Origin of the sequence: Microcoleus sp. D3_18_C4 (assembly GCF_036702355.1) — a bacterium.
Lineage (GTDB): Bacteria > Cyanobacteriota > Cyanobacteriia > Cyanobacteriales > Microcoleaceae > Microcoleus.
This window is the reverse complement of the sequence record NZ_JAUBTF010000033.1, coordinates 46062-67545: the sequence shown is the minus strand read 5'-3', so window position 1 is coordinate 67545 and position 21484 is coordinate 46062. Positions and strand designations below refer to the sequence as shown.

The 21484-nt window shown below is 46.8% G+C and carries 17 protein-coding genes; 7 read left to right on the top strand and 10 right to left on the bottom strand.

The features are described 5' to 3' along the window. Positions 1–121 precede the first annotated feature (121 nt). Positions 122–283: a hypothetical protein gene (locus QUA90_RS17460; protein ID WP_333322171.1), complete on the bottom strand. Its 162-nt coding sequence runs from the start codon at positions 281–283 to the stop codon at positions 122–124. A gap of 700 nt (positions 284–983) precedes the next feature. Here QUA90_RS17460 and QUA90_RS17455 point away from each other — a divergent pair. The 4 genes from QUA90_RS17455 to cobT all read left to right on the top strand — a co-directional run bounded on the left by QUA90_RS17455 (position 984) and on the right by cobT (position 4640). Beyond that, positions 984–1697 carry a Crp/Fnr family transcriptional regulator gene (locus QUA90_RS17455; protein WP_190663937.1) on the top strand — a complete coding sequence of 238 codons (714 nt, stop codon included), beginning with the start codon at positions 984–986 and terminating at the stop codon, positions 1695–1697. A 90-nt stretch (positions 1698–1787) separates the two neighbouring features. Beyond that, entirely contained in the window at positions 1788–2285 is a 498-nt protein-coding gene (locus QUA90_RS17450; protein ID WP_333322175.1) for a universal stress protein, read from the top strand. Positions 2286–2549: 264 nt separating this feature from the next. Further along, a complete protein-coding gene (locus QUA90_RS17445) occupies positions 2550–3305 on the top strand; it encodes a DUF2232 domain-containing protein (RefSeq protein ID WP_333446762.1) in 756 nt (251 codons plus the stop codon). Positions 3306–3533: 228 nt separating this feature from the next. Further along, complete coding sequence (gene cobT, locus QUA90_RS17440; protein WP_333446760.1) at positions 3534–4640, top strand: nicotinate mononucleotide-dependent phosphoribosyltransferase CobT; 1107 nt, start codon at positions 3534–3536, stop codon at positions 4638–4640. A 428-nt stretch (positions 4641–5068) separates the two neighbouring features. On the opposite strand, the gene QUA90_RS17435 is transcribed toward cobT, so the two are convergent. Together QUA90_RS17435 and QUA90_RS17430 are read right to left on the bottom strand one after the other, a co-directional pair. Then, positions 5069–5467, bottom strand: coding sequence for a hypothetical protein (locus QUA90_RS17435; RefSeq protein WP_333213295.1), 399 nt, complete (start codon positions 5465–5467; stop codon positions 5069–5071). A gap of 468 nt (positions 5468–5935) precedes the next feature. Beyond that, positions 5936–6169, bottom strand: coding sequence for a hypothetical protein (locus QUA90_RS17430; protein WP_333446758.1), 234 nt, complete (start codon positions 6167–6169; stop codon positions 5936–5938). Positions 6170–6250: 81 nt separating this feature from the next. Between QUA90_RS17430 and QUA90_RS17425 the strand changes: the two genes are divergently transcribed. Then, complete coding sequence (locus tag QUA90_RS17425; protein WP_333446756.1) at positions 6251–7360, top strand: extracellular solute-binding protein; 1110 nt, start codon at positions 6251–6253, stop codon at positions 7358–7360. Between the two features lie 38 nt (positions 7361–7398). Here QUA90_RS17425 and QUA90_RS17420 read toward each other — a convergent pair whose 3' ends face one another. The 4 genes from QUA90_RS17420 to QUA90_RS17405 form a co-directional block, all read right to left on the bottom strand. Beyond that, positions 7399–7926, bottom strand: coding sequence for a hypothetical protein (locus QUA90_RS17420; RefSeq protein WP_333446754.1), 528 nt, complete (start codon positions 7924–7926; stop codon positions 7399–7401). A gap of 135 nt (positions 7927–8061) precedes the next feature. Continuing rightward, positions 8062–11307: a PAS domain-containing protein gene (locus tag QUA90_RS17415; protein WP_333446752.1), complete on the bottom strand. Its 3246-nt coding sequence runs from the start codon at positions 11305–11307 to the stop codon at positions 8062–8064. Positions 11308–11936: 629 nt separating this feature from the next. Then, positions 11937–13067 (bottom strand): aldo/keto reductase, encoded by a 1131-nt coding sequence (locus tag QUA90_RS17410; protein ID WP_333446750.1) that lies wholly within the window; start codon positions 13065–13067, stop codon positions 11937–11939. A 5-nt stretch (positions 13068–13072) separates the two neighbouring features. Further along, positions 13073–13579 carry a bifunctional nuclease family protein gene (locus QUA90_RS17405; protein WP_015176672.1) on the bottom strand — a complete coding sequence of 169 codons (507 nt, stop codon included), beginning with the start codon at positions 13577–13579 and terminating at the stop codon, positions 13073–13075. A gap of 227 nt (positions 13580–13806) precedes the next feature. Here QUA90_RS17405 and ribE point away from each other — a divergent pair, with 227 nt between their 5' ends. After that, complete coding sequence (gene ribE / locus QUA90_RS17400; RefSeq protein ID WP_333446748.1) at positions 13807–14520, top strand: riboflavin synthase; 714 nt, start codon at positions 13807–13809, stop codon at positions 14518–14520. Between the two features lie 85 nt (positions 14521–14605). Next, positions 14606–15460 (top strand): DUF4339 domain-containing protein, encoded by an 855-nt coding sequence (locus QUA90_RS17395; RefSeq protein ID WP_333446746.1) that lies wholly within the window; start codon positions 14606–14608, stop codon positions 15458–15460. 304 nt (positions 15461–15764) lie between these two features. On the opposite strand, the gene QUA90_RS17390 is transcribed toward QUA90_RS17395, so the two are convergent. The 3 genes from QUA90_RS17390 to QUA90_RS17380 form a co-directional block, all read right to left on the bottom strand. Then, the gene (locus QUA90_RS17390) at positions 15765–16655 is read right to left on the bottom strand and encodes a glycosyltransferase (RefSeq protein ID WP_333446745.1); all 891 of its coding nucleotides are present in this window, start codon (positions 16653–16655) and stop codon (positions 15765–15767) included. A gap of 164 nt (positions 16656–16819) precedes the next feature. Continuing rightward, positions 16820–19192: a hypothetical protein gene (locus QUA90_RS17385; RefSeq protein WP_333446743.1), complete on the bottom strand. Its 2373-nt coding sequence runs from the start codon at positions 19190–19192 to the stop codon at positions 16820–16822. Between the two features lie 74 nt (positions 19193–19266). Continuing rightward, on the bottom strand, positions 19267–21027 hold the full coding sequence (locus QUA90_RS17380; protein ID WP_333446740.1) for a peptidoglycan DD-metalloendopeptidase family protein: 1761 nt from the start codon (positions 21025–21027) through the stop codon (positions 19267–19269). Between the last annotated feature and the right edge of the window lie 457 nt (positions 21028–21484).

Here is a 21484-nt window from a genome sequence, read left to right as displayed (position 1 = left end):
TTTACTAATATTTTCTGACAACTGTTAATTAACCTTTTGCCTTCGGAGCGCTTCTATTGCCTATGATAGGTTAGTCGGTACTTCCGCACCAAATGCCTGCTTCTATCAATTCCAAGTGCTTTCAAATTCTGCGACTCAGGGGCGAGTTTCCCTGCCGGGAGGCTGATTCCTGCTCGGAATAGCTGCGAGCCCGACGAACTTTTGCCTTCACCTGCTTGAACGGCGGGTCGCACACTGTCACCGCGAGTTTCATTAGCATGGTGGCGCGCCAGTGTCTGTTCATTTTTCACCGACTTGGAAAAAACCTCAAACAATTTGCGATTTGGGATACCGAGATTCGGGATTGTCCCCGTATACTGGATTTGAGTAACCTTTAATTATAGCCTTTTATCTGTCTTCATGACTAGATACTAATGGTACAATAATCTTGGGGTAGCAGAAAAGTTTGCTGGGAAGTGGGTGGGTTTCGCTCGCCAAGAGCGCCTGTCTTTAGGCTCGCAATGGCTGGGGATTTTGCCGATCGTGCTGACATTAGCCTGGTTCTAGGCAGTTTGGATTTGGGATCTGTCTACCGTGCTTGCAGGCTGGTACTCGTGGATTCTGCGTTCTCGACTGCAGGGCCGAGTGACAACAAATCTCTCAGCAGTGTTAAGCTTGTCTTCGCGAAGTGCTTTCAAAGGTAATTCGATCGGCTCAGTCGTTTGCCACATTGCTAAAATTTTGTTAATAAAATTTGCTCAGTGGTATATATCTAAAAAATTATGGTATATTCTTTAGTTTCTAGCTCCCAATTAGAGCTTGAGGCTATTAATTCCCATATTGAGCCTTTGACCGCAAAACTTTAGAGGTAAAATTGCCGATTTTAGATCCTTGATTTTAGATCATTGTTTCTCAAATCTTGAATCTCAAATCGAATGACTCGGCTGCAAGCTATTTCTAACTGCCCAGCGCAGCTCAAGCGCATAAATTAAAATGATGGCCTCATGGAAGACCGCTTTAACACCCGAGATCCGAATTCTAATATAAATCAATTGATAGTTTCTACTCCTTTTTTTGCAGGATTACCCGATCCTGTAATCGAGAGAGCAACTGTCCACATCGTTACCCGAAGTCATCCGTCAAATCAAGTGATTTTACTCGAAAATGACTGGGGAACATCAGTGTATTTTATATTGGATGGTTGGGTGAAAATTCGCACCTACAACCTAGACGGAAAAGAAGTAACACTGAATATTTTAGGGAAAGGAGAATTATTCGGGGAAATGGCCGCGATCGAAGAAGCACCGCGATCGACAGATGTGATCACCCTAGCCCCGACACTGATCGGCAATATGCCATCTCAGGATTTTGTGCAGCTCATTCATACCGAGCCGCTAGCAGGCATTCGCCTAGCTCAACTGATGGCGCGTCGCCTGCGACAAGTCAACCGCCGCCTGCGTTTGCGAGAGTCTGACAGTACGTCGCGAGTAGCAGATATTCTATTATTTTTGGCAGAGGGGCAAGGCAAAAAAATCCTGGAAACAGGAGGTACTGAAATACCGAACCTGCCACACAGAGAACTGAGCAGCCTCAGCGGGCTGGCTCGCGAAACAGTAACGCGAGTGCTGAGCAAGCTGGAAAAAAAAGGAACTATTCAGCGCGAACGTGACGTTTTGTGCATTCCCGACCTGCACGCCTTAGAGCGTCTGTTAGTCTAGAAGTATCAGAGTTTGCTTTTATTGAATCTAATTCAAAAGCACTCTCTGTTAACTAACTGATATTAATGATTTCCCGCAGGAGGTAAAGCTGTGAGTTTTAAGAAAATTTTCGCCGCCTTAGATGATTCTGAACTCGGCCACCGCGTCTTCACTCAAGCTTTAGAATTAGCTCTGAACGATCGCGCCCAGGTGATGCTCTTTAACTGCGTTACTGTTAACTCGCTGGGCGAGACGGCAGTGCCAATTCCGGTAGATTTGGGCATGAATGTCGAGTTAATGGATCAAGCTTATCAAGCTCAACGTTTGCGGCTGGAAAGGGAGGTAAAACAGGCTTCTGGTTTGCTGAAAAATTACTGCGACGCCGCAGCAAACAAAGGATTGCAAGTGGAATTTGACTGCAAAATGGAGGGCGATCCGGGGCATTGTATCTGTGAATCCGCCGAAAATTGGGGCGCAGATTTAATAGTGTTGGGGAGGCGTGGCCGCACGGGGTTCACAGAAGCTTTCCTCGGCAGCGTCAGCAATTATGTCGTTCACCACGCATCTTGTTCGGTTTTGGTAATCCAGGAAGCCAAAATTGAAAAATAATGCTGCTGAAAATTTAGGCTGAGAAAACCCATCTAAAATAAGACTTGCGTTCCTACCTAAACCCGGTTTCTGCGAGCAATATTAAACTTGGCGGCGAGGCATCCAAACAGTGAAACCGGGAATCAGCCGTATGGGGCGCAAGTCCCGTTAGATCTAAAATCTAAAATCTAAAATCTAAAATCTAAAATCGGAAAATCGGGAATCAGCCGTATGGGGCGCAAGTCCCGTAAAATCTAAAATCTAAAATCTAAAATCTAAAATCGGATGAGTGATTTTTTGTCAGCAGATGCTGCGTCTAATGCGAGTAGTTCTCCCAGTACAAATAACGAGCGGCAAACCGCCGATATTTCAGCAATGGCTGGCGATCGTACAAATCCAGATCCGGGGAAGCGCGCCTCTGGGGAAGCGCCTTTAAGGCTGGTAGAAACGGCTTTTTTGGCAAGTACCGCTAGCTTAATTTGGCTGGTAAATTATTACTTTCCACTAGGGCCTTTGCTGCGGGTGTTTTTTCCGATACCCATCGCCCTGGTTTACTTGCGCTGGGGCAACCGATCAGCTTGGATGGCAGCTTTGGTATCGGGTTTGCTGCTGTCGGTACTTATGGGCCCGACGCGGAGCATTTTATACGTGATGCCTTTTGGAATTATGGGAGTTGCACTGGGAGGACTTTGGAGGCGCAAAGCGAGTTGGTCACTCTCTATTAGTGTGGGCGCTCTCATTGGTACTGTAGGCTTCTTTTTTCGGTTTTGGCTGCTGTCAGCGTTGGTGGGTCAAGATCTATGGGTTTACGTAACGGCCCAGGTAACAGAGATGGTGGAATGGGTGTTTGTGAAGCTGGGCTGGCTTAATGTACCGAGTTTGAACACAATTGGGGCGATCGCCGCCGGGATGATTTTGGTTAACAATATTGTCTATTTATTTGTAGTGCATTTAGTAGCTTTGCTGCTATTAGATCGTTTGGGAAATCCAATTCCGCGCCCACCAAGCTGGGTGCAAGTTTTGATCGATTATGAAGAGTAGTTATTGGGCATGGGCATGGGGCATGGGGCATGGGGCATGGGGCATCGGGCATGGGGCATGGGGCATGGGGCATTGCTAATTGCTAATTGCTAATTGCTACTAAATAACTAATGACTAATAACTAATAGACCTCTCCTGCAAAGCAAGTCTTGAACAGGCAAGATGCCTGTTCCACAATAATTATTGTAGAGGTCTAATGACTGCTGACTACTGACTACTGACTAATTTATGATTGGTATTTATACAGAAATTGAACAGGGCCAGCGGTGGCTCGATCGCTATCGGGGACGAAAACCGATATTTGCCTGCGTGTTAGGATTTACCGCTACTGGCTTAATTCCGGGGATTTCAGCAGCAGGAGCAACCCCGCACGATCGACAATTTACTTGTTTAGCCGATGCAGAATTTTTGTATAACGGCCCTAAACCGTCGCCCCAATATCCTTTGCCACCCCTAGAAGCGGGTGCATCACCGGTACTCATATCTCGCGCTGTAGTCGAAGCTTTGGAACTTCCCCTTTATCTATTTAATGCTGGTTTGCCCCTCCCACCTCCGGTACCTGCAATTGATTTGGGTGGTACTCCGGCAAAGTGTCTGATTTCTGGGAATGCTTTAGAACTCGAAACAGTCAAACATTTACTCGAACAAGGATTAATTTGGGGAGCTAAATTAGCCGCTCAAACTAATGGCAGCTATTTAATTTTAGGAGAGTGCGTAGTTGGGGGAACTACTACTGCTTTGGGCGTGTTAATGGGTTTGGGTATTGCAGCGGCGGGCAAAGTTAATAGTTCTCATCCTCGCTGCAATCACGCTCAAAAATTGGCTGCGGTGACAGCGGGACTCAATAATGCTGAGTGGGAAATTAACGGACAAAACAGCACTCCCCTGGAATTGGTAGCGGCGGTGGGCGATCCGATGCAAATAGCGGTGGCTGCAATGGCGATCGCCGCGAGTCGGACTTGCGGGGTGCTTCTGGCCGGGGGTACGCAAATGCTGGCAGTGTACGCTTTGATGCAAGCCTTAGCCCGTGAATATGCTCTAGTATGGCGTCCCAAACAAGTTGCGGTGGGGACTACGCGCTGGGTGGCCGAAGACCCTACAGGAGACACTGTAGGACTCGCTAATGAGATCGGCGGTGTGCCTCTGTTGGCGGCGCAGCTAAGTTTTGCTGGATCTCGCTACGGGCAATTGCAAGCTTACGATCGCGGCTATGTTAAGGAAGGTGTCGGTGCGGGAGCGTGTGCGATCGCCAGTGGCTTGACTGCAAATTGGACTCCAACTCAACTCCTCCACGCTGTTGAAGCTTTAGCCTCGCGCTGTGAGATTAAACATTAAGTAGATAGTTATAAGACAATACGGTTCAGTTAAGGAAAATTGTAGCGAAAATGTTGGGCGGAGTGAAACGGAGGGTTCGTTCCACGGGCCCAACCTACACAGCATCTGTTTTTAGCACTAACCCAAGCGTATTGAGTTATAAGAATCGATGCCGGATTTGTGAACTTCTCTCTTTCTTCTCTTTCTTCTCTTTCTTCTCTGTCTTCTATCTCTCTGCGTCCTGTGCGCCCTCTGCGGTTTGTCAAAAAAATCTTGTTCACCAAAGAAATAGCCTTCCTATTTCTACACAATATCTCGCTTTCATGCAGTATTCTTCCTGTTAATTCCCGACCGGAAAAACTCTCTGCAATAACTCTATAAGTAGACGAGCATAAATCAACGCAATTTGTATTTGTTTTTGATTAGTACCCCATCCCCGCTAGCAATATTTAATTAGGCCCGCCTAGATGTTGCGAGTGCATTCTTTTGGAGAGCAACTGTTCTTCCAAGGCGGCAATTCGATTGTAAGCTGCTGTTAGCTGAGCTGTTAAACGCTGGATTTGAATCTCTGCGCTCAGCTCTTTTTCCAAGCTTTGAGAATTCTTGTCGAAGTAGCTGTCATCTAACAGTATGTCCTTGTGTTCGAGGAGGCCGTCGAGACTGCTGTAGCTTTGATAGGGCGAGGTTTGGTTATTTCCTACCGTTCCAGAGCGATCGTTTCTCTGTTGCTGGGTCAGCTTCGTCTCCTTGGCAGACTCCAAGAGCTTTTCATTGAGGTTTTCTATGAGTTTGTAGAGGGCCTCGACTTGTTGGCTCAATACTGTAACTTGCTGGCGGAGCGCTTCCATACAATCATCCTTTGGCTCGTAACTTAATATCTTTACATTTTAGGTAAATCTTTAAATAACTTGGATTTATCACTAAATTATTTAATTTTTGACGTAATTGTTGTGTTCCCAATCCTGACGGTAGATTTAGGGAGGCAGCTTGAAGATAATCGCTCGCCATTCGTGAGTCGATTGTAGATTTTAGATTTTAGATTTTAGATAGTCTTGGACACAGGAAGCGGGTGGGTTAACCCCCATACTTCGTTCAAACCTTCAATCAGAGCTAAAACGTCGGGTTTCTGAGAGTCGGATCGCAGAGCGTCCTATTAGATTGACTGCGCTCTCGCCAGTGCTTTCAGGATTGAGATGAATGAATTTTTAGTTTTTTTAGTTATTAAGCTGTCGCCGATTTAAAAATATTTTTTTACTTCGGTTGTGTGAAAAGGCTCATCCAACTGCAGATGGCAGCGCTCTCGTTGTTTCGTTATATTAAAAAATGTAACACAGATGCGGTCGATCGACCCGGCTGGCGAGCAAAACTGGCTCAAAGGAACTTGCAGCAGAGAAATTAGGCGTTAAGTTGAGGGAGTTTTCGGCATCGGAAAGCTCGATCGACAAGTTAGAAGGTAAAATCAGGGCAAGAGCCAAACAGACTCTCTTCGCAGCAGAACCGAGTACAATGGCTCTGTGTTTGAGGAAGAAATAAGAAAAAATCGGCGCCAACTACCGGACTCGACAAACAATTATTTCCCGGGCTGTAGAACACAAAACGATGGGTCAATATTTAGAAAAGCGGATTCACAGGTGAAACGAAGGTCTTTGCTATTGGGGGCCGCCACCCTAACTTTAAGTCAATTGGCGGCAGGGTGCGACTCGAAGCCCATTCTCAAAATTCGATCGCTCAAAAACGGTATTCCGGCCCAACTGGTAAGCAAATTTAGCCGCGATGTACAACCGTCTCCGCTTTTGCAGGTAACGCAAGAAGCACAATTAAAAGAATTATTCGCCCTGTTGCAGGAGTGGAAACGGGTTCCCGAATCAAAAAATCAAGCTAACTTGGTGATGTTGGGAGATTACTGGCTGACTTTGGCAATTAGGCAACAATTGATTAAGCCGATCGATCCTGCTAAGTTTGCTAATTGGCCACAATTGCCCGAAAGATGGCAAAAACTCGTCAGGCGCAACGATGAGGGTAAATTAGATCCTCAAGGTAAAGTGTGGGCTGCACCTTACCGCTGGGGAAGTACGGTAATTGCCTATCGAACCGACAAATTTAAGGCTTTGGGGTGGACTCCGACAGATTGGAAAGACTTGTGGCGAGTCGAATTGCGCGATCGAATTTCTCTGCCGGACAGTGCCAGAGAAGTTATCGGTTTAACATTAAAAAAACTCGGAAAATCTTACAATACGCAGCAATTAGATCAAGTCCCAAATCTTAAAAAAGAACTTGCAAATCTGCACCAACAAGTTAAACTTTATAGTTCTGACGCTTACCTGCAACCCTTAATTTTAGGCGATACTTGGTTGGCCGTAGGTTCCTCTGGGGACTTGCTGCCGCTGCTGCAAACTCAAAAGGATATTGCTTTAGTAGTTCCGGTTTCGGGAACTGCACTTTGGACGGATTTGTGGGTACAACCAGCATCAGGGAATCCAGTTTCTTTAGTGGAAAAATGGATTGATTTTTGCTTGCAGCCTCGGGTTGCTCCTCAATTATCTTTACTGGCTAAGGCTAGTTCGCCGATAATTGTCGGCATGAAACCCGAAGATTTACCGGAAGCTGTTCGCACTAATTCTGTGTTATTGCCGGATGCTAAGATTCTTGCTGCTAGCGACTTTCTGCTGCCTTTTGGGGATGCGGGGATCTCGCTGTATCGATCGCTCTGGCAAGAAACTAGGCAAGTAGTGAGAAGTTAAATTACAGTGAGGTACATAGCTCTTGTAAGGACAGTAATCTAAAATCCTTTCACCCTTCCTCGAAGACCTGGATTTGAGAGAGATTCTAAATCAATCCGACAGTTAAGCCGATCGCCCTTGCACGAATAAACTGCCAAAGCTGTCCCTTGACGGTTGCAAACTCGCACATTGTAACCATAATCGTTGGCGACAGTGCCAAAGCGGTTAACAAACTGATAGCGTTCCATATAATCGAGCAAACTCCAAAGTTGGCGATTGACTATGATAATTACCCAAGTATTGCCGGGATCGACAAACCAGCGATCGAGCAATTTGCCCCCAAAGAGTTTTTGAGCTAACCACAGACTCGGCACGCTTTTTTCGGTTTGCGAAAGCGGGGGCGACGGGAAATTAGCAGCGTTGCCAGTCGGGCAGACCGGCTCCTGGGAAAAGGCAGCAGATTGCTCCCACAGCAAGGCTCCGAGGCACGCAGAACAGGCGATCGGGACCAAAAATAAACTTTTTGTCAAAATGCCGTGTTTGCGGCGGAAAACTTGATTTTTGTGGCTAAATTTGTGGTAATTCATAAATTGGCAAGAGCCGGTTTTGTACAAAAGTTATCTGTTAATATCGATTCCTGTAAAATCGGTTTGTAGTGAGGAATTTAGTGTGCAGGAAATTTTGAGGACTGAAGTTCTTACTGCGAACCGGCACAATTGTTGTTAAAATTCCGATCGCCTAAACAATGAAGCAGGCAGACAAGCAGCAAAAGTAGAGCCGCAATCTAACTCGCTAGTAACTTCAATATCGCCGCCCATCATCTGACAAAAACGCTGACTGATAGTCAGCCCCAAACCCGTACCGCCGTACTTGCGAGTAGTTGAATTGTCCGCTTGAGTGAAAGGTTGGAACAGGCGCTCTTGCTGCTCTGGTGTCATGCCGATGCCCGTGTCCGTCACTCGGAAAATTAAAAAGTCTGAATCCAAAATTAACATTTGAGCAACTCTCGGTTGATATTTATTTTTTAATTCTTCACTGGTAATTCTTTCGACAGTAAGCACGATCGCCCCATTAGCAGAAAATTTAGCAGCATTGCTGAGCAAATTCAGCATTACCTGCCGCACTTTCATCAAATCGCCGTGCATCGCGCCGATATTGTCAGAACTCAATACTTGCAAAGTATTGCCGTTTTTATCCATTAGCGGTTTGATAGTTGTTACTACCTCCTCGATTAAGCCTCCAACATCAAAGCTTTCGAGGTAAATCTCCATCTTGTCAGCTTCAATTTTGGAAATGTCGAGAATGTCGTCAATTAGGCGCAGCAAGTGTTTGCCAGCAGTGCGAATTTTGTCTAAATCCGAGACTACCTCTAAATTGCCTAACTCTTCGGCATCTTCCGCTAGCATATCGCTGTAGCCGATAATCGCATTGAGGGGAGTGCGTAACTCGTGGCTCATGTTTGCCAGAAAAGCACTCTTGGCGCGATTGGCGAGTTCTGCGGCTTCTTTGGCCAACTGCCATGCTTCCTCAGCGTCTTTGCGTTCGGTGATATCCCGCAGTGTCGCCACCACGGCTTCGACGCTGCCGTCTGTCGCACAAACCGGGCTGAGAATGTACTCGTAGTCGCGGGTTCCCCAGTTTGCCGTGGGGACAATTACTTCGCCTTTCACGGGTTCGGCTGTGGCAAATATGCCCTGGCATTCTTGGTGAACCCGCTGCATAATTGTGGGCGACCAGCCTAATTCCTGCCAGGTTTTGCCAATCATTTCTCTGGGGTTCATGCCGGCGGCTTGAGCGGCGGTGCGGCTGACATAGGTGTATTTTCCCGATCGATCTACTAGAAAAATTAGGTCAAGAGAAGCGCCTAGAATGCCGTCAACTGTTCGGGCGTGTCGGGCTACCTGAGCCGTCATTTGTCTGACTGTGATGGCGCCGCGGACTCTGGCGGCTAGTTCAAACCGCAAGAGTTCGTTGGCTTGTTTGAGGAATAGGGTGCGCTGTTCGACTTCTATTTCTAGTTCTGCTTTGGCTTTTTCTAGGGTGAGTTCGGCAAGTTTGCGATCGCTCACATCTGTAGAAATTGTACCGACTGCATAAACTTTACCTTCGGAGTTGCAGAGGGGAAATTTCAGAGAAATATAAGTGTGCGGGCCATCGTCTTGAGGGATGATTTCTTCGAGGGTTAGGGGCGAGCAGGATTCGAGAACTTTCAGGTCGTTTTCTCGCAAGGCTGCTGCTTTGTCTTGGGGAAAAATATCGCCATCGGTTTTCCCTGTTATTTGCTCCTTTGCGATGTCAAACAAATTGTCAAAATGGCGGTTGGTGAGCAGGTATTTTCCCTCAAGGTCTTTGATGTAAATTACTGCTGTTGAGTTGTCTAAAATCGCTTGCAGCAGTGCTTCGCTCTTTCGCAGGGCTTTTTGAGTGTTTTGGCGATCGACTATTTCTGGCTGCAATTCCCAGTTGAGGCGATTTAAGTCTTGCCAAGCTTCCTGGACTAGATTTAAGGCGATCGCGCTTTTTTCTAGTTCTGTATTTACCTGCTGCGACTGATTTGAGACGGAGTTTTCGGGCAATTCTAGGGGTTGGAAAGCGAGCGGGATGTGGGGATTTGCGATCCTCTTCGAGGGCTTCGCTAACGGGCGAGCGCCCGCCAATTTTTTATTATATCGAAAATCTACGGCTAATTGACCATCTAAACTCGATTTTTTGGGAAATAAATCGGGGAATTCACCGAAATTTAAATTGTCATAAATTATATCAAATGTCCGCGATCGCTGGTGCGGTTCGGCGGTGGAGTTAAATGCCCAATTCCCGTCTGCTGTTGATAAATCTGAGTTAGCGGGTTTGGCAATCCGGCGAGTGACGGCAACTCCCAAGGCGAAGGGGACAAGGGCAGCCGCAGACATTGCCAGCAGCCAGTTGTTGCCCCACCAAGTTGCGATCGAGGTTTTGGGGATGCCCCGAACTAAAATTGCTGCGGGTTTTCCCGCTAAATTGCCAAGGGATTTGGCAGCTACTGCATAAGTTTGACTGCCTGTTTGTAGGTTTCCGGCGACTGGTTTGCCGCCACCGGCGAGTGCAGATTGTAGGAGAGATTTGTCTATGGAATTTAAGTCTGGTAACTGTTGTTTTTTTGTAACTGCTTGCGAACTTGCCAAAACAAATTTGCCGTCAGCCAGCGGTGCGTAGATAGCCTGATATCCCCCGCCCTGTAAATTGAGGGTTTTGCTGCTAGCAACTACCGACGTTGTGCTGATAATTTTTCCTAATACTAAGGCCGCAATCACTGTCTGAGTTTTTGGATCTTTTATGGGAATTGCTGCGTAGTGGACGAGAACAGGTCGATCGCCCTTTCCGGGCGGCAAAGATCCCAATTGTTCCTGAACTTCTGATTTGGCAATGATTTCGGTAGCCGTAATTGGGTTTTTTGCACCAAATGCTCGATCGACTATTTTTTGCAGTTTAAAAATTTTTCCCTTCTGGTTGGAGTTGACGCTAACCACTATCTGCCTGTTTTTTCCCACTAATGCCGCGCTGTCTATTTCCCCTGTTTTGACTTGATTTTCTAGAATTTGCTTGACAGATTTTTGCAAATCTGATACTTTTTTGCCGCTGTTGTAAGCTAAGGCTGTTTGGGCGATCCTTTTGCTGTCAGAGGAGTTTTGCAAACGGTCGGCGGCGCGATCGAGTTGGAGATTATAGTTAATTTCACTAAGGCTCAGTTCTGATTTTGCTTGATTTTGCAGTTGATTGTTTGCAACGGCCGATGTTAGCAAAAGTGCTGCTCCCGTTAGCCCAACTGGCAAAATTGTTTGTAAAGCCACCAGTCCAATTAGCTGTTTTCTGGTGACGGACAAGTTGTAAGTGGACGGATTGAAAGCAGCTTTCAATTTTCTTTCGGAAGTCGCAACTTTAGTTTGCTGCAGACAATTTTGCTGGCTGTCGTTTAACTGAGTATGAGCCATAGTAGTAGATGCGAGATCGGTTGTAGATGACAGGCCATCAATTAATCGGGAAGGGAATTAATTAGAAATTTGAGATTTGAGATTTTAGACTTCGGCGTGAGCGCTCAGTCGAACGATTTTATATTTTATATCGAGTTCGCTTAGTCACTCATCATAAAATTGTTAGCTCTCGCCGGGGGCAATAAAGCAAGAAAATGACTGGGATATTTTTAAATAAATCAATTTATCGGTGTTCAATCAGATTGTCTTATTTAGTTGTTTTTCCATATACTGTCGGCTCCTATTTAAAGTTTGTTGCGAGCAGACAGGGGACATTGGTGTCAACTTCAGACTAAAACCATTTGTATCTCTCGTTTATAGCCGAGTCTCGCTCCCCGTAAATCCCCCTTAAGAAGGGGGACTTTGACGCTCTTGTCCCTGGGGGGTTAGGGGGAATCAGCAAGACTATGAACTCAAACAGTAGATTGGTACAACATAAGACGTTAAGTGGACACCAATGCCTGCAGACAGTCCGCAAGTTAAGTAGTTTTTTGATCGACTATAGAGTAAATTCACTTAAAAAAAGTTTAGCGTAATTATTGCAACTCTTAGATAGGCTCGATCGACTTTTTCCCGCCTTCACCTTTTTTTCAATCCCACAACCGCCTGCCTGCTTTGCCGCCCAGTCGCTGGTGAGTATCTTTGAGCAAAATTGGGATGTCTAACTCTTCGGGACACCTGGGCAAACATTCGCCACAATCGGTGCAGCGGTTGCCTTTGCTGCCGGGAAACCAGTGTCCGGCATTTTCAAACATGGCGTAGCGGTATTTGCCAAAGTCAGTCATGTCGAACCCGACGGCGAGATTGCGGAGTCGCAATACTTCGGGAATGTTGATGTTTTCCGGGCAAGGCAAACAGGCATAGCACTGGCTGCATTTGTCGGTTTTCAAAGTGTCTGCAATAGCCGATTCTAGCCGATCGAACGCAGCGATTTCGGCGTTGGTGAGGGGAAAGTCGCGATCGCCATATTTCAGAGGTTGCTCTAATTCTGTCGCATTTGCAGCCCCCACACTCAAAGTCCCAATCCTAGTATCGCTAAGTAAAAACCGATAGTTTAACTCTAAGGGCGAGAAAGGCGAGCACAATTGTGCGAGTGTTTCCGGGGGCGTGTAGAGTTGCCCTCCTTTATCGGCTGGGGAAATGATGAAAACGCCCATATCTTTGTTTTTGGCGAGTTCAATTGCCGGGGCGTTGCGCTGAAAAAAATAGTAATAATGCAGATTGACAAATTCAAACAAATCTGTATTGATTGCAGCCAAAATCAGATCCAGAGGCCCGTGAGTCGAAAAGCCAACGTGCCGAATGCGACCATCAGCCAGGGCTTTGCGTACAGATTCCATGCAGCCTGTGGGCGATCGCACCCAAGCCAAATGTTCCCAAGTATTCAAACCGTGAATTGCCAGACAATCGATATAGTCTAAATTCAGGCGTTTGAGGGATGCGTCGATCCAGCGTTCCATTGCTGCTGCATCCTCGGTTGGGGAAATTTTTGTAGTGACGTGAAGGCGCGATCGATCGACAGACAAACCAGCCGAAAGGGCCGCGCCAAGATATTCCTCGCTGCAACCGTAACCCGCCGCCGTTTCCAGGTGATTGATTCCCTGAGACACCGCCTGTTGTACAGTCTGACAGGCAGTTTCCTCAGAAGCCAAATAGCGCATGGTTCCCAAGGAAAATACAGACAGGTGCAACTCCGTTTTGCCAAACCGTCGATAGCGCATAAAGTTTAGGAAGTTTCGCCCGGGCCCAAGCCGCTTCTCTTAATCAAATCCTCTGGACGGAGGTTTGAGATAAATTCCCGGAAGGCCCGGCGTTCGGCCTCATCAGCATCTCGATCAACCGGTATCGAAGCATCGGCGACGACTTCTTCCATCACCCAGATGGGGCAGTTCGTACGCAGGGCCAGGGCGATCGCGTCGCTAGGTCGGGCATCGATCTCTTTTTTAACTTCTCCCTGACGGACGATCAGGACGGCATAGAACGTGTTATCTTGCAGCGAGTGAATAACTATGCGCTCCAAGGTAAGACTCCATGCCTCTAAAAAATTGACCATCAGATCGTGAGTTAAGGGCCGAGGAGGCTTGTGGCCTTCGATCGCGCTAATAATAGCCTTTGCTTGCTCCTGACCGATATAAATAGGCAAAGCCCGTCGCTCCGTAGCGTCTCTCAATAGGACAATAGGACTGCGCGTGGCTGCATCTAAGGCAATTCCAGCGACTTTCATTTCAATCATTCGATCGGCCTCATAGAATTAAGAAACTGTAAGGCAGTAGAGAACTTGGACATAAAGATCACCTAAATCCAGTATGACTTGATCTTCGCCGGAATCTGCAACAGATCTGGGACTATCGATTTTAGATTTTAGATTGACTCGGGGGGAGAGGGGACGGCAAAACCTCCTGTCTATGGTTTGTCTCTATGGTTTCATGTAAATAAGCGATCGACTACGGAAAAATACTTATGTTTACAGGACTAATTCAATCTCTCGGAAAGCTGAAGTCGCTAGGCAACGATTATTTCCAAATTTCCTGCACATCAAAGAACTCCTACCAGATTTTACAAGATTTAGCCATTGGGGACAGCGTAGCCGTGGATGGAGTCTGTTTGACGGTAGTGGAAGTTCTGCCGCAAGGTTTTGTCGCCGTCGCTTCGCCAGAAACTCTCCGGCGCACAACTCTGGGATCATTCCCCGATGCTTTGGTGAACCTAGAAACCTCCCTGCGCGCCGGTAGCAAATTGGGGGGACATTTCGTGACGGGGCACGTAGATGCGATCGGCACTTTAGCGACATCCACCCAAACCGCGAACGCTTGGGAGATGCGGTTTACTGCCCCACCAACAGCAAACTCGGGATGGCAACGTCAAATCGCACCTTACATCGTTTCCAAGGGCAGTATCGCCGTCAACGGCATCAGCTTAACCGTGGCAGATTGCGATGCTGACGGCAATTGGTTTGAAGTTGCTGTCATTCCCCACAGTTTTGGTGAGACAAACCTCAGTTATTTGCAACCAGGAAGTTTAGTTAATTTAGAAGCAGATATTCTGGGTAAATATGTCGCCAAATTTCTCCGCAGCGGCTCAAAATCCCATCCCGAACCGTGGGAAGAAGCCCCCACAATCAACAGTTTGGGAACAATTACACCAGAATTCTTAGCAGAACACGGATTTATTTAATCTTCGGGTGCGCGCGGCGCACCTTGCTAAGATAAAACTCGGGGGTTGAAAGCTACTACACAAACGAACTCCTAATTGCAAGCTCATGAAAATTCCATCATGGCCCGCGTGGTTTCCTTATCCTATCTCATGGTTAAGGGGTTTTGGACTTGTCTACATTCTCTCCGCCCTGGTCAAATCTCAACTCCAAAGTGGTGACAACTTTTTAGTCATTTTCATTGGGGCTTGGCTTACAGTACCGTTTGTATTCACCTTTTTCCATTGGGCGATCGCAGCGACAGTGAAGTTTCTACTGACTTATTTGCCAGCGCACCCAAAACTCAGCTCTGTCCGCCAGTACCTAACCGATCGCTGGACTGGACTAGAGCGGTCACACTGGAGAGAAGGACTGAACGCTTTCATTGTCAGCTTTGTAGCTTTTCTCATTTCAGTTTTGGTAATAGCGTACCTGCTACCAGTTCCCAGTAAAGCTGAAGCGTCGGAGTTCGACACTTATTTATTGAGGCGCAACATTCTCGTACTCAGACGCGATCTAATTCCAATCGGCATGCTCCTCCTCTCACCCTACCTTTATCAGTACGATTTGTGGGTTCGACATCGGCGGGCGGTCAAATCGGCTGCCAAAGCTAAAAAGCAGAAACCAACAAAAACGCGATCGCCTGCTGCCACAAACTTACCCGCTCCAAATCCAATAGAACAAGAACTCAATCAACTGAGTGCCGATGCTGGAGCAACTCGGATGCGACCTGTGAGACAAGCAGCCCCCGAAGTTGCTAACTGGTACGTGTTCCGATCAGGTAAAGCCGAGGGGCCGTATACCGCATTGCAACTGTGGGAGATTCAGAAAATTACGGCTCGCACAAAAGTTAGGCGAGGAGAGGGTGACTGGCAACGCGCTGGTGAAGTTTCAGAACTGACCAAATATCTTACACAACAATAGACCTCTTGCACAATAATTTTGTGCTATTAAGGAAAGTTTAGCCAATTTTATAATCTAGCAGGCTGGGCAAGTTTAAGGAGATGCCAATCAACCCAATAATTCAAAGTTTGACCTAAACTTGAGCAAACTTTTAAGAATAATACATATTTTTTTTGCAAGAGGTCTAAAGAATAAACTTGTAGTTGTAGGGTGCCTAATCCGCGAATTATTTTATCAATAATTGACGGCTCAAAGCTGACGCACCTACTAACTCTTACTCCTCTCTCTGCGTTCTCTGCGTTCTCTGCGGTTCAATAATCCAACTCTATTCCTCAACAAAATTGTTTTTCTCCCAAAACAATCCCGCAGCAATCCCCACCTGAGAAACTAAAAACAATACAGCAATTAATAGCTTTTGAAAGCCCGGTGCGTGGAAAAATGGATAAGTTAGCAAATTCAAATAAAATGACGGATGTTGTAGTTTCCCATTAGCCCCGCGTTTCGAGATCATTTGCTGAAACAAAAAAGCACCTCTACCATAATTGAATTGCTGTTTCCAAAATTTGCGAAGAGTTAGTGCATGGGAGTGATAAACTATAACTTCGGGAGCGTAAATTGCGGCATTGCCCGAATGCAACCACCGATCGCAAAATTCCCGGTCTTCTCCAGCCGCGAGAGAAAAAGTCGTGTCAAAGCCGCCGATTTTTTGGAAGGCCTCAGCGGGAAGGGCAAAATTGTTAGAAGTGAAAAATTGCGCGCGATCACCAATAGCATTATAGTAACTGTAAAGGTAATCGATCAGTTGCTGGCTGGCAGTAGAATAAATGTTATCCGGCAGCGCGTTTACAGTTCGACCTCCGATTAAGCAATCTGGTGTTTCCACAAATCGCTTTTCCAGATTTTGTAGCCAATCTACCCCCACAGTACAGTCATCGTCTGTAAACACTAAAAATTTGCCTTCTGCGGCAAAAGATCCAGTATTTCGCGCCGTTGCAGGGCCGGAGTTGGGTTGTGTCAGAAGGGTGATATTTAGCTGATTTTGAAAAGGCGAAATTGTATTTTCGACAGAGATTTCGGTGCTATCGTTGACGACGATAACTTGAAATTTATCGCGCGGATATTCAATTTCAACAAAAGACTGAATACACGCCGCTAATTTATCGGGGCGATTGTAGGTAGGAACAATAATTGAAAATAGAGTTTTAGCTTGGTTCATGTTCAGTTGACAGTTGACAGTTGACAGTTGACAGTTGACAGTTGACCGCTTTATAGCGACTTCTACCTGGAAGTCCGAGGATTGGAGTAATGAATAGTCTTCTTTTAATTTCCCCCGCTTATGCTTGGGGCTTTAAACCAATTCTTTCTGGTAACTAATAACTTTTAATTTTTCAAGCGATATAGCACCGACTCAGTATTAAAATCTTTACCGAAAACTGGTTGCAGCGGGCCTTGGGCACTTGTCAGCCAAGATAAAGCTTTTCTGGTAGCTGCGTTTGTCCCAGTCAGGGGCCCGAATCCCACAGTCCTAATTTTATTTTTCCGGAGTTTTTCAATCCATGCCGAAAGTCGATCGGCTCTAAACGGCACATATAAAACTTGTCTGTCCAAATTTCTCCCGTAAAACAGGTAGCTGCGCGAACTTAAAAAGAAGCCTATTCTTTCATCGGGTACTGTATTTTTATCAATATATTCGTAAATACCACGATACAGTTCTGTGCGTGCAATATCTCGCTTTTCCCTCCAATGACCAATTACTATCAATCCTATACAGACACCAATTATCACTAGGTAAATCGATTTTTTTCGGGTGGAAAATAGATGATTCAGCCATCCTAAGCCAGGATTGATTTTCAACCATATTGCAGCCAGCGTCACTGACACAAGATAAAATGTCGGATAGGGTAATATATATTGCCAACTGGTTCGTAATATTTTTCCGATACTGTTAATAGATTCTATGGGGTTAGACTTAAAATTGTCAATCAACAAACTCCCCCAAACAATGCTATCTCCGGTGAAAGAAGCATTTTTAATATAATCAAAAATTGTGTTGCTAGTAATTCCGAACAAACCACTAACCAAAACCACTGCCAGAATAAATTTATTTGGAGTTTTCAAGAGAGTTGCTGTAGCTGCGGCGGCGATGGCGAGTACGCTTAAAAAGGGAAATCCGTATCTGAGGTTAAAACCGAGTATAGGGCTGAGTTGACCGATCGACTCTCCGGCAGTACCGGACGTGTAAGGTGTAATTAGATACAGAATTCCTGTGCTGGCGAGAAGTACAATTAAAATAATATTATTTTGATTAATTATTCTGGTTTTACCCTGGATAAAAGCCAGAGGTGCTGCCAATACCTGAAGTGCGATCGCCAGAAAGGGCAGTTGCAATCTAATGATAATTTGTAAGCCGACAGTTTGCCAGTGGGAAATATTGCTGGGATTAAATTGAGCTGCTAAAGTGCTTTGCCAAATCTTTAAAAGTGGCGAAGCGGGCGGTTGCTGTACCGGAGGTGTTTGTGCAGGTAAGGGAGACGGTAAGGGAACAGGCTCTAAGGGAATTTTAATATCGCCGACTTCGGCGACAGGATAATTGATTTGCAGCAAGTTTCTCGCATACCAAAAACCTCCTAAAAGCAAGCAACAAGCTATGCCACACAGTAACACGGGTTTGAGAAAGTGGCGAATTCTAAATTTAGCTGATGTAGATTTTTTATTAACCGCGAATCTTTTAATTTCTAATATTGCTAATCCTCCTAAAAGTGAGGCTGCATAGACTATCCCGGTGATTTTGATTCCGGCTAGCATTCCTGCGGCGGCCAAAAATAGGGAAAGTTCGGATTGGGATCTGCTGCTATGGTAGGATAAACCTAGATACAAACCCACTGTAAATATTGCAGCTAGCGGTAAGTCTGGCTGAATGGTGTTCACTTGGTTGAGCATCATTGGTACTGTCAATACTAAAGATGCTGCTGCCATACCGTGAAGTCGTGTTGCTCCAAATTTTACGCTTAATAGATAGACGGCAATTCCCTCCAGTAGCCACGCAATTAGCATGGGAAAAGCTGCTAGAAAATCTTCTCCGAAGGGAAGCACGCACAAAGCAGATAAAACGTGCCAATTGTAGGGATATACTCGTGCTTGCTCTTGTTCAAAAATCCAATTTCCCGCGGCATCTAATAATGTAAATGAATGGGTTTGATACCATCGGGCGATCGCAGGCAGGTGAAACCACAATGAGTCATAATTGGTTGTGGGTTTGGTTGCCAGAGTTTTCAACAGCACAACTCCTACAACAGCGGTGGCAACAATAATTAGGAATTCTGATGGGCCGAAAGGTTGCTTGAGTTGGGGAATCGGCAACTGCGAGAAGGTAAAAGCTGTGTGGTTTTTGGTATAAATCAGGATGAAGCCGATCGCACAAATCAAAATTTCTGCTATAATCACCGCAGCAATATTTAGGCGATCGGCACTTCCTAGAATCAAGCCGATACAAACTTGTGCAATGCTCCATCCCGTCAGGAGCATGAGGAGAAAATGGGGAAATGAATAGTTATTGTTTTGTTTCTGATTATCGAAGGCAAGAGACAAGCTTAAGGGAATCGGCCCGACTAGAATAATCAGAAATAAAATTAATTCCCACAAATGCTGCGCTATTAGCATAAGCTGCAAGTTACCATTTTTTATCAGTTTTTCCTCGTTACCCGAAAGAGCCTGGTAACGAGGAAAAGTAACGAACACGCGAGCTCGTTGCACAAAACATAAATTTTCTTGTGGGGTGGGTTTTTCGACCCTTCCACAAGAAAATTAATCTAGCCAATCCCCAATTTTTACCTGTTAGCTTGCTTCTGAGGTTTGGGCTTGATTGCTTCAGAATCTTTGGGCTTAGAAGTGTCAGCTTTTAATAGTTCCGGGAATGGCGGCTGGAGGTTGTGAACTTCGATGTCCATTCCCAGCGGCAGAGGGGGAAGCTGGGGCAGATCGTTTTCCAAATCCTTGAGTCCGCTAGCGGTTTGTATTTCCACCATTTTCGGCATTTGCGGTACTTTGGCGGTTTCCAAACTGCCGATCATTTTTGCCAGAGCGAATTCTAGCTGAGATCCCGGGTCGATCGCCACCCAACCCTGGTCAGTCATTTGCCGGATCTCGAAGTGGAGGTGAGGCCCTGTAGACATTCCCGTACTGCCGACGCGGCCGATCGTCTCTCCCTGTTTCACCCACTCTCCCGGTTTCACAAACAGTTCCGAAAGGTGGCCGTAGAGAGTTTCCTGAGACTTTTTGCTGTGGTTGAGAACCACCGTCAAACCGTAGCCGCCCAACCAATCGGCGATCGCCACTTGACCTGCATAGGCTGCCAGTACGGGCGTTCCCATCGGGGCCCCCAAGTCAGTTCCGGTGTGAAACCTGCCGTAGCCCATAACCGGATGAGTCCGCCACCCAAACGGCGAAGTAATTGCCGAAGCAATAGATAGCGGAAACAGCAAGCTGGTGTTGCCATTTCCGGGCAGGCCTGCGGGACGCGGTGTGAGATTGTAGTAAGCAAAACCGGTATTGCTGCCGCTGCTGACACTAACCGCACCGACTTGAACCGGCCCGAGTCCCATGCTGGGCGCTGGAGGGCCGCCGCCGTAAGATGCAGATCCGGCATAATACCCAGCGTCTGCGGAGTATCCAGTGTCTGCGGAGTAGCCGATGTTAGCCGAGTATCCAGTGTCTGCTGAGTATCCTGCGTTAGCCGAGTAGCGCGGGGGTGCGTAAGCAGATTCCGGTGGGTTTGAATCCCTCCAAACCTGGCTGCCTATTTGTTGAACGGCTTGACCGAGTTTACTCACAGGATTTCCGCTACTATTTCCGGCAACAGTTCCCCGAACCAAGCCCGGAAGGCTTTCTGGCCGATTTCGAGGAGGAGGGGCTGCAATATAGCCGTCGTCTGCGATCGGAGGTTCCTGTCTGTAGTTGGGTTCTCCTGCATCTGCCGTCACCGGCTCGGAAACAGGAGGAGGCGCGCACAAACCGCCTTCTCCTTCGCACCCAGTCGATCGTTCTGCAAACTCTATCCTGGTTGGCGCTTCGTACTCGCTGGTAGCGCCAACGCTGTAGTCTGTTTGGTCGATTTCAGCGTGGGCTGGGTTAACTGGCGCTTCAAAAGGCGGCTCTTGGGCCGTCGCTTCTGGCAGGGGAATCAGCGCGGGTTCCGGCAGATAATATTCGGTGGGAGGTGGTTCGCTGGCGTACTCCGGCTCCCAGGCCGGTGCGGCATCGAAAGGCTCCGACGGTGGAACTTCTGCCTGCGGTTCAGGGTAGGGTTCTGGCGACCCTTGGCTGTATTCGGGTTCCGGGGGCGGGAGAGGAGCTTCAAATAATGGCTGGAGTTCTGCTGCGCCGGGGACGGCTTGTTCTGCTGGCGGAGTTTCGGCTTGGGCCCAAACTAAACCTTTGCTGAGCAGTCCCAGACTGGCAAGGCAACCCAGTCCCACCAGCAGTGAGCGATCGGACAAAAGGCGCGATCGAGTCCGGGCGCCTGTAGGGTTCTTTTTTTGCTGTTTGGTGTTCAAAGGGGCTGTTATTTGCTTGTCTGGAACTGGTTTCACGATTTTTTTTCCCAACTCAACAGGGGGCACAAGGATCTCGAAGTCAGGATCGAATGTATGGCAATCCTTGTCTTTATATACAGGCCTAACTGATTTTACCGGGCTTGAGGCAATTTTTTTTGCACATACAACAAGCTCAAATGCTTTACGCATTCAGTCGCGATCGATATCCGGTTTTTTTGATCCCGATGGCACTTGCGTAAAAGTGTCTTAGGGCCACACTGATGATAGCGCTTTGGCGTTCGCCTATGTTAATTAGTTGCCTATATTTGTCAGATTCTGCAAAATTTCTGCGCTGTCGGTCGTCCTGAAATATTGCACCATTCTCAATAATCTTTTCAGGGCGGACTCTCCTGCCCAACCCCTACTCCCCACAAGAAAATCTACTCTTTGTGGAACAGGCCGGAAAGCCTGTGCGAGCGAGAATGCTGCAAGATGTGAGTTGTTCTAAAACCGC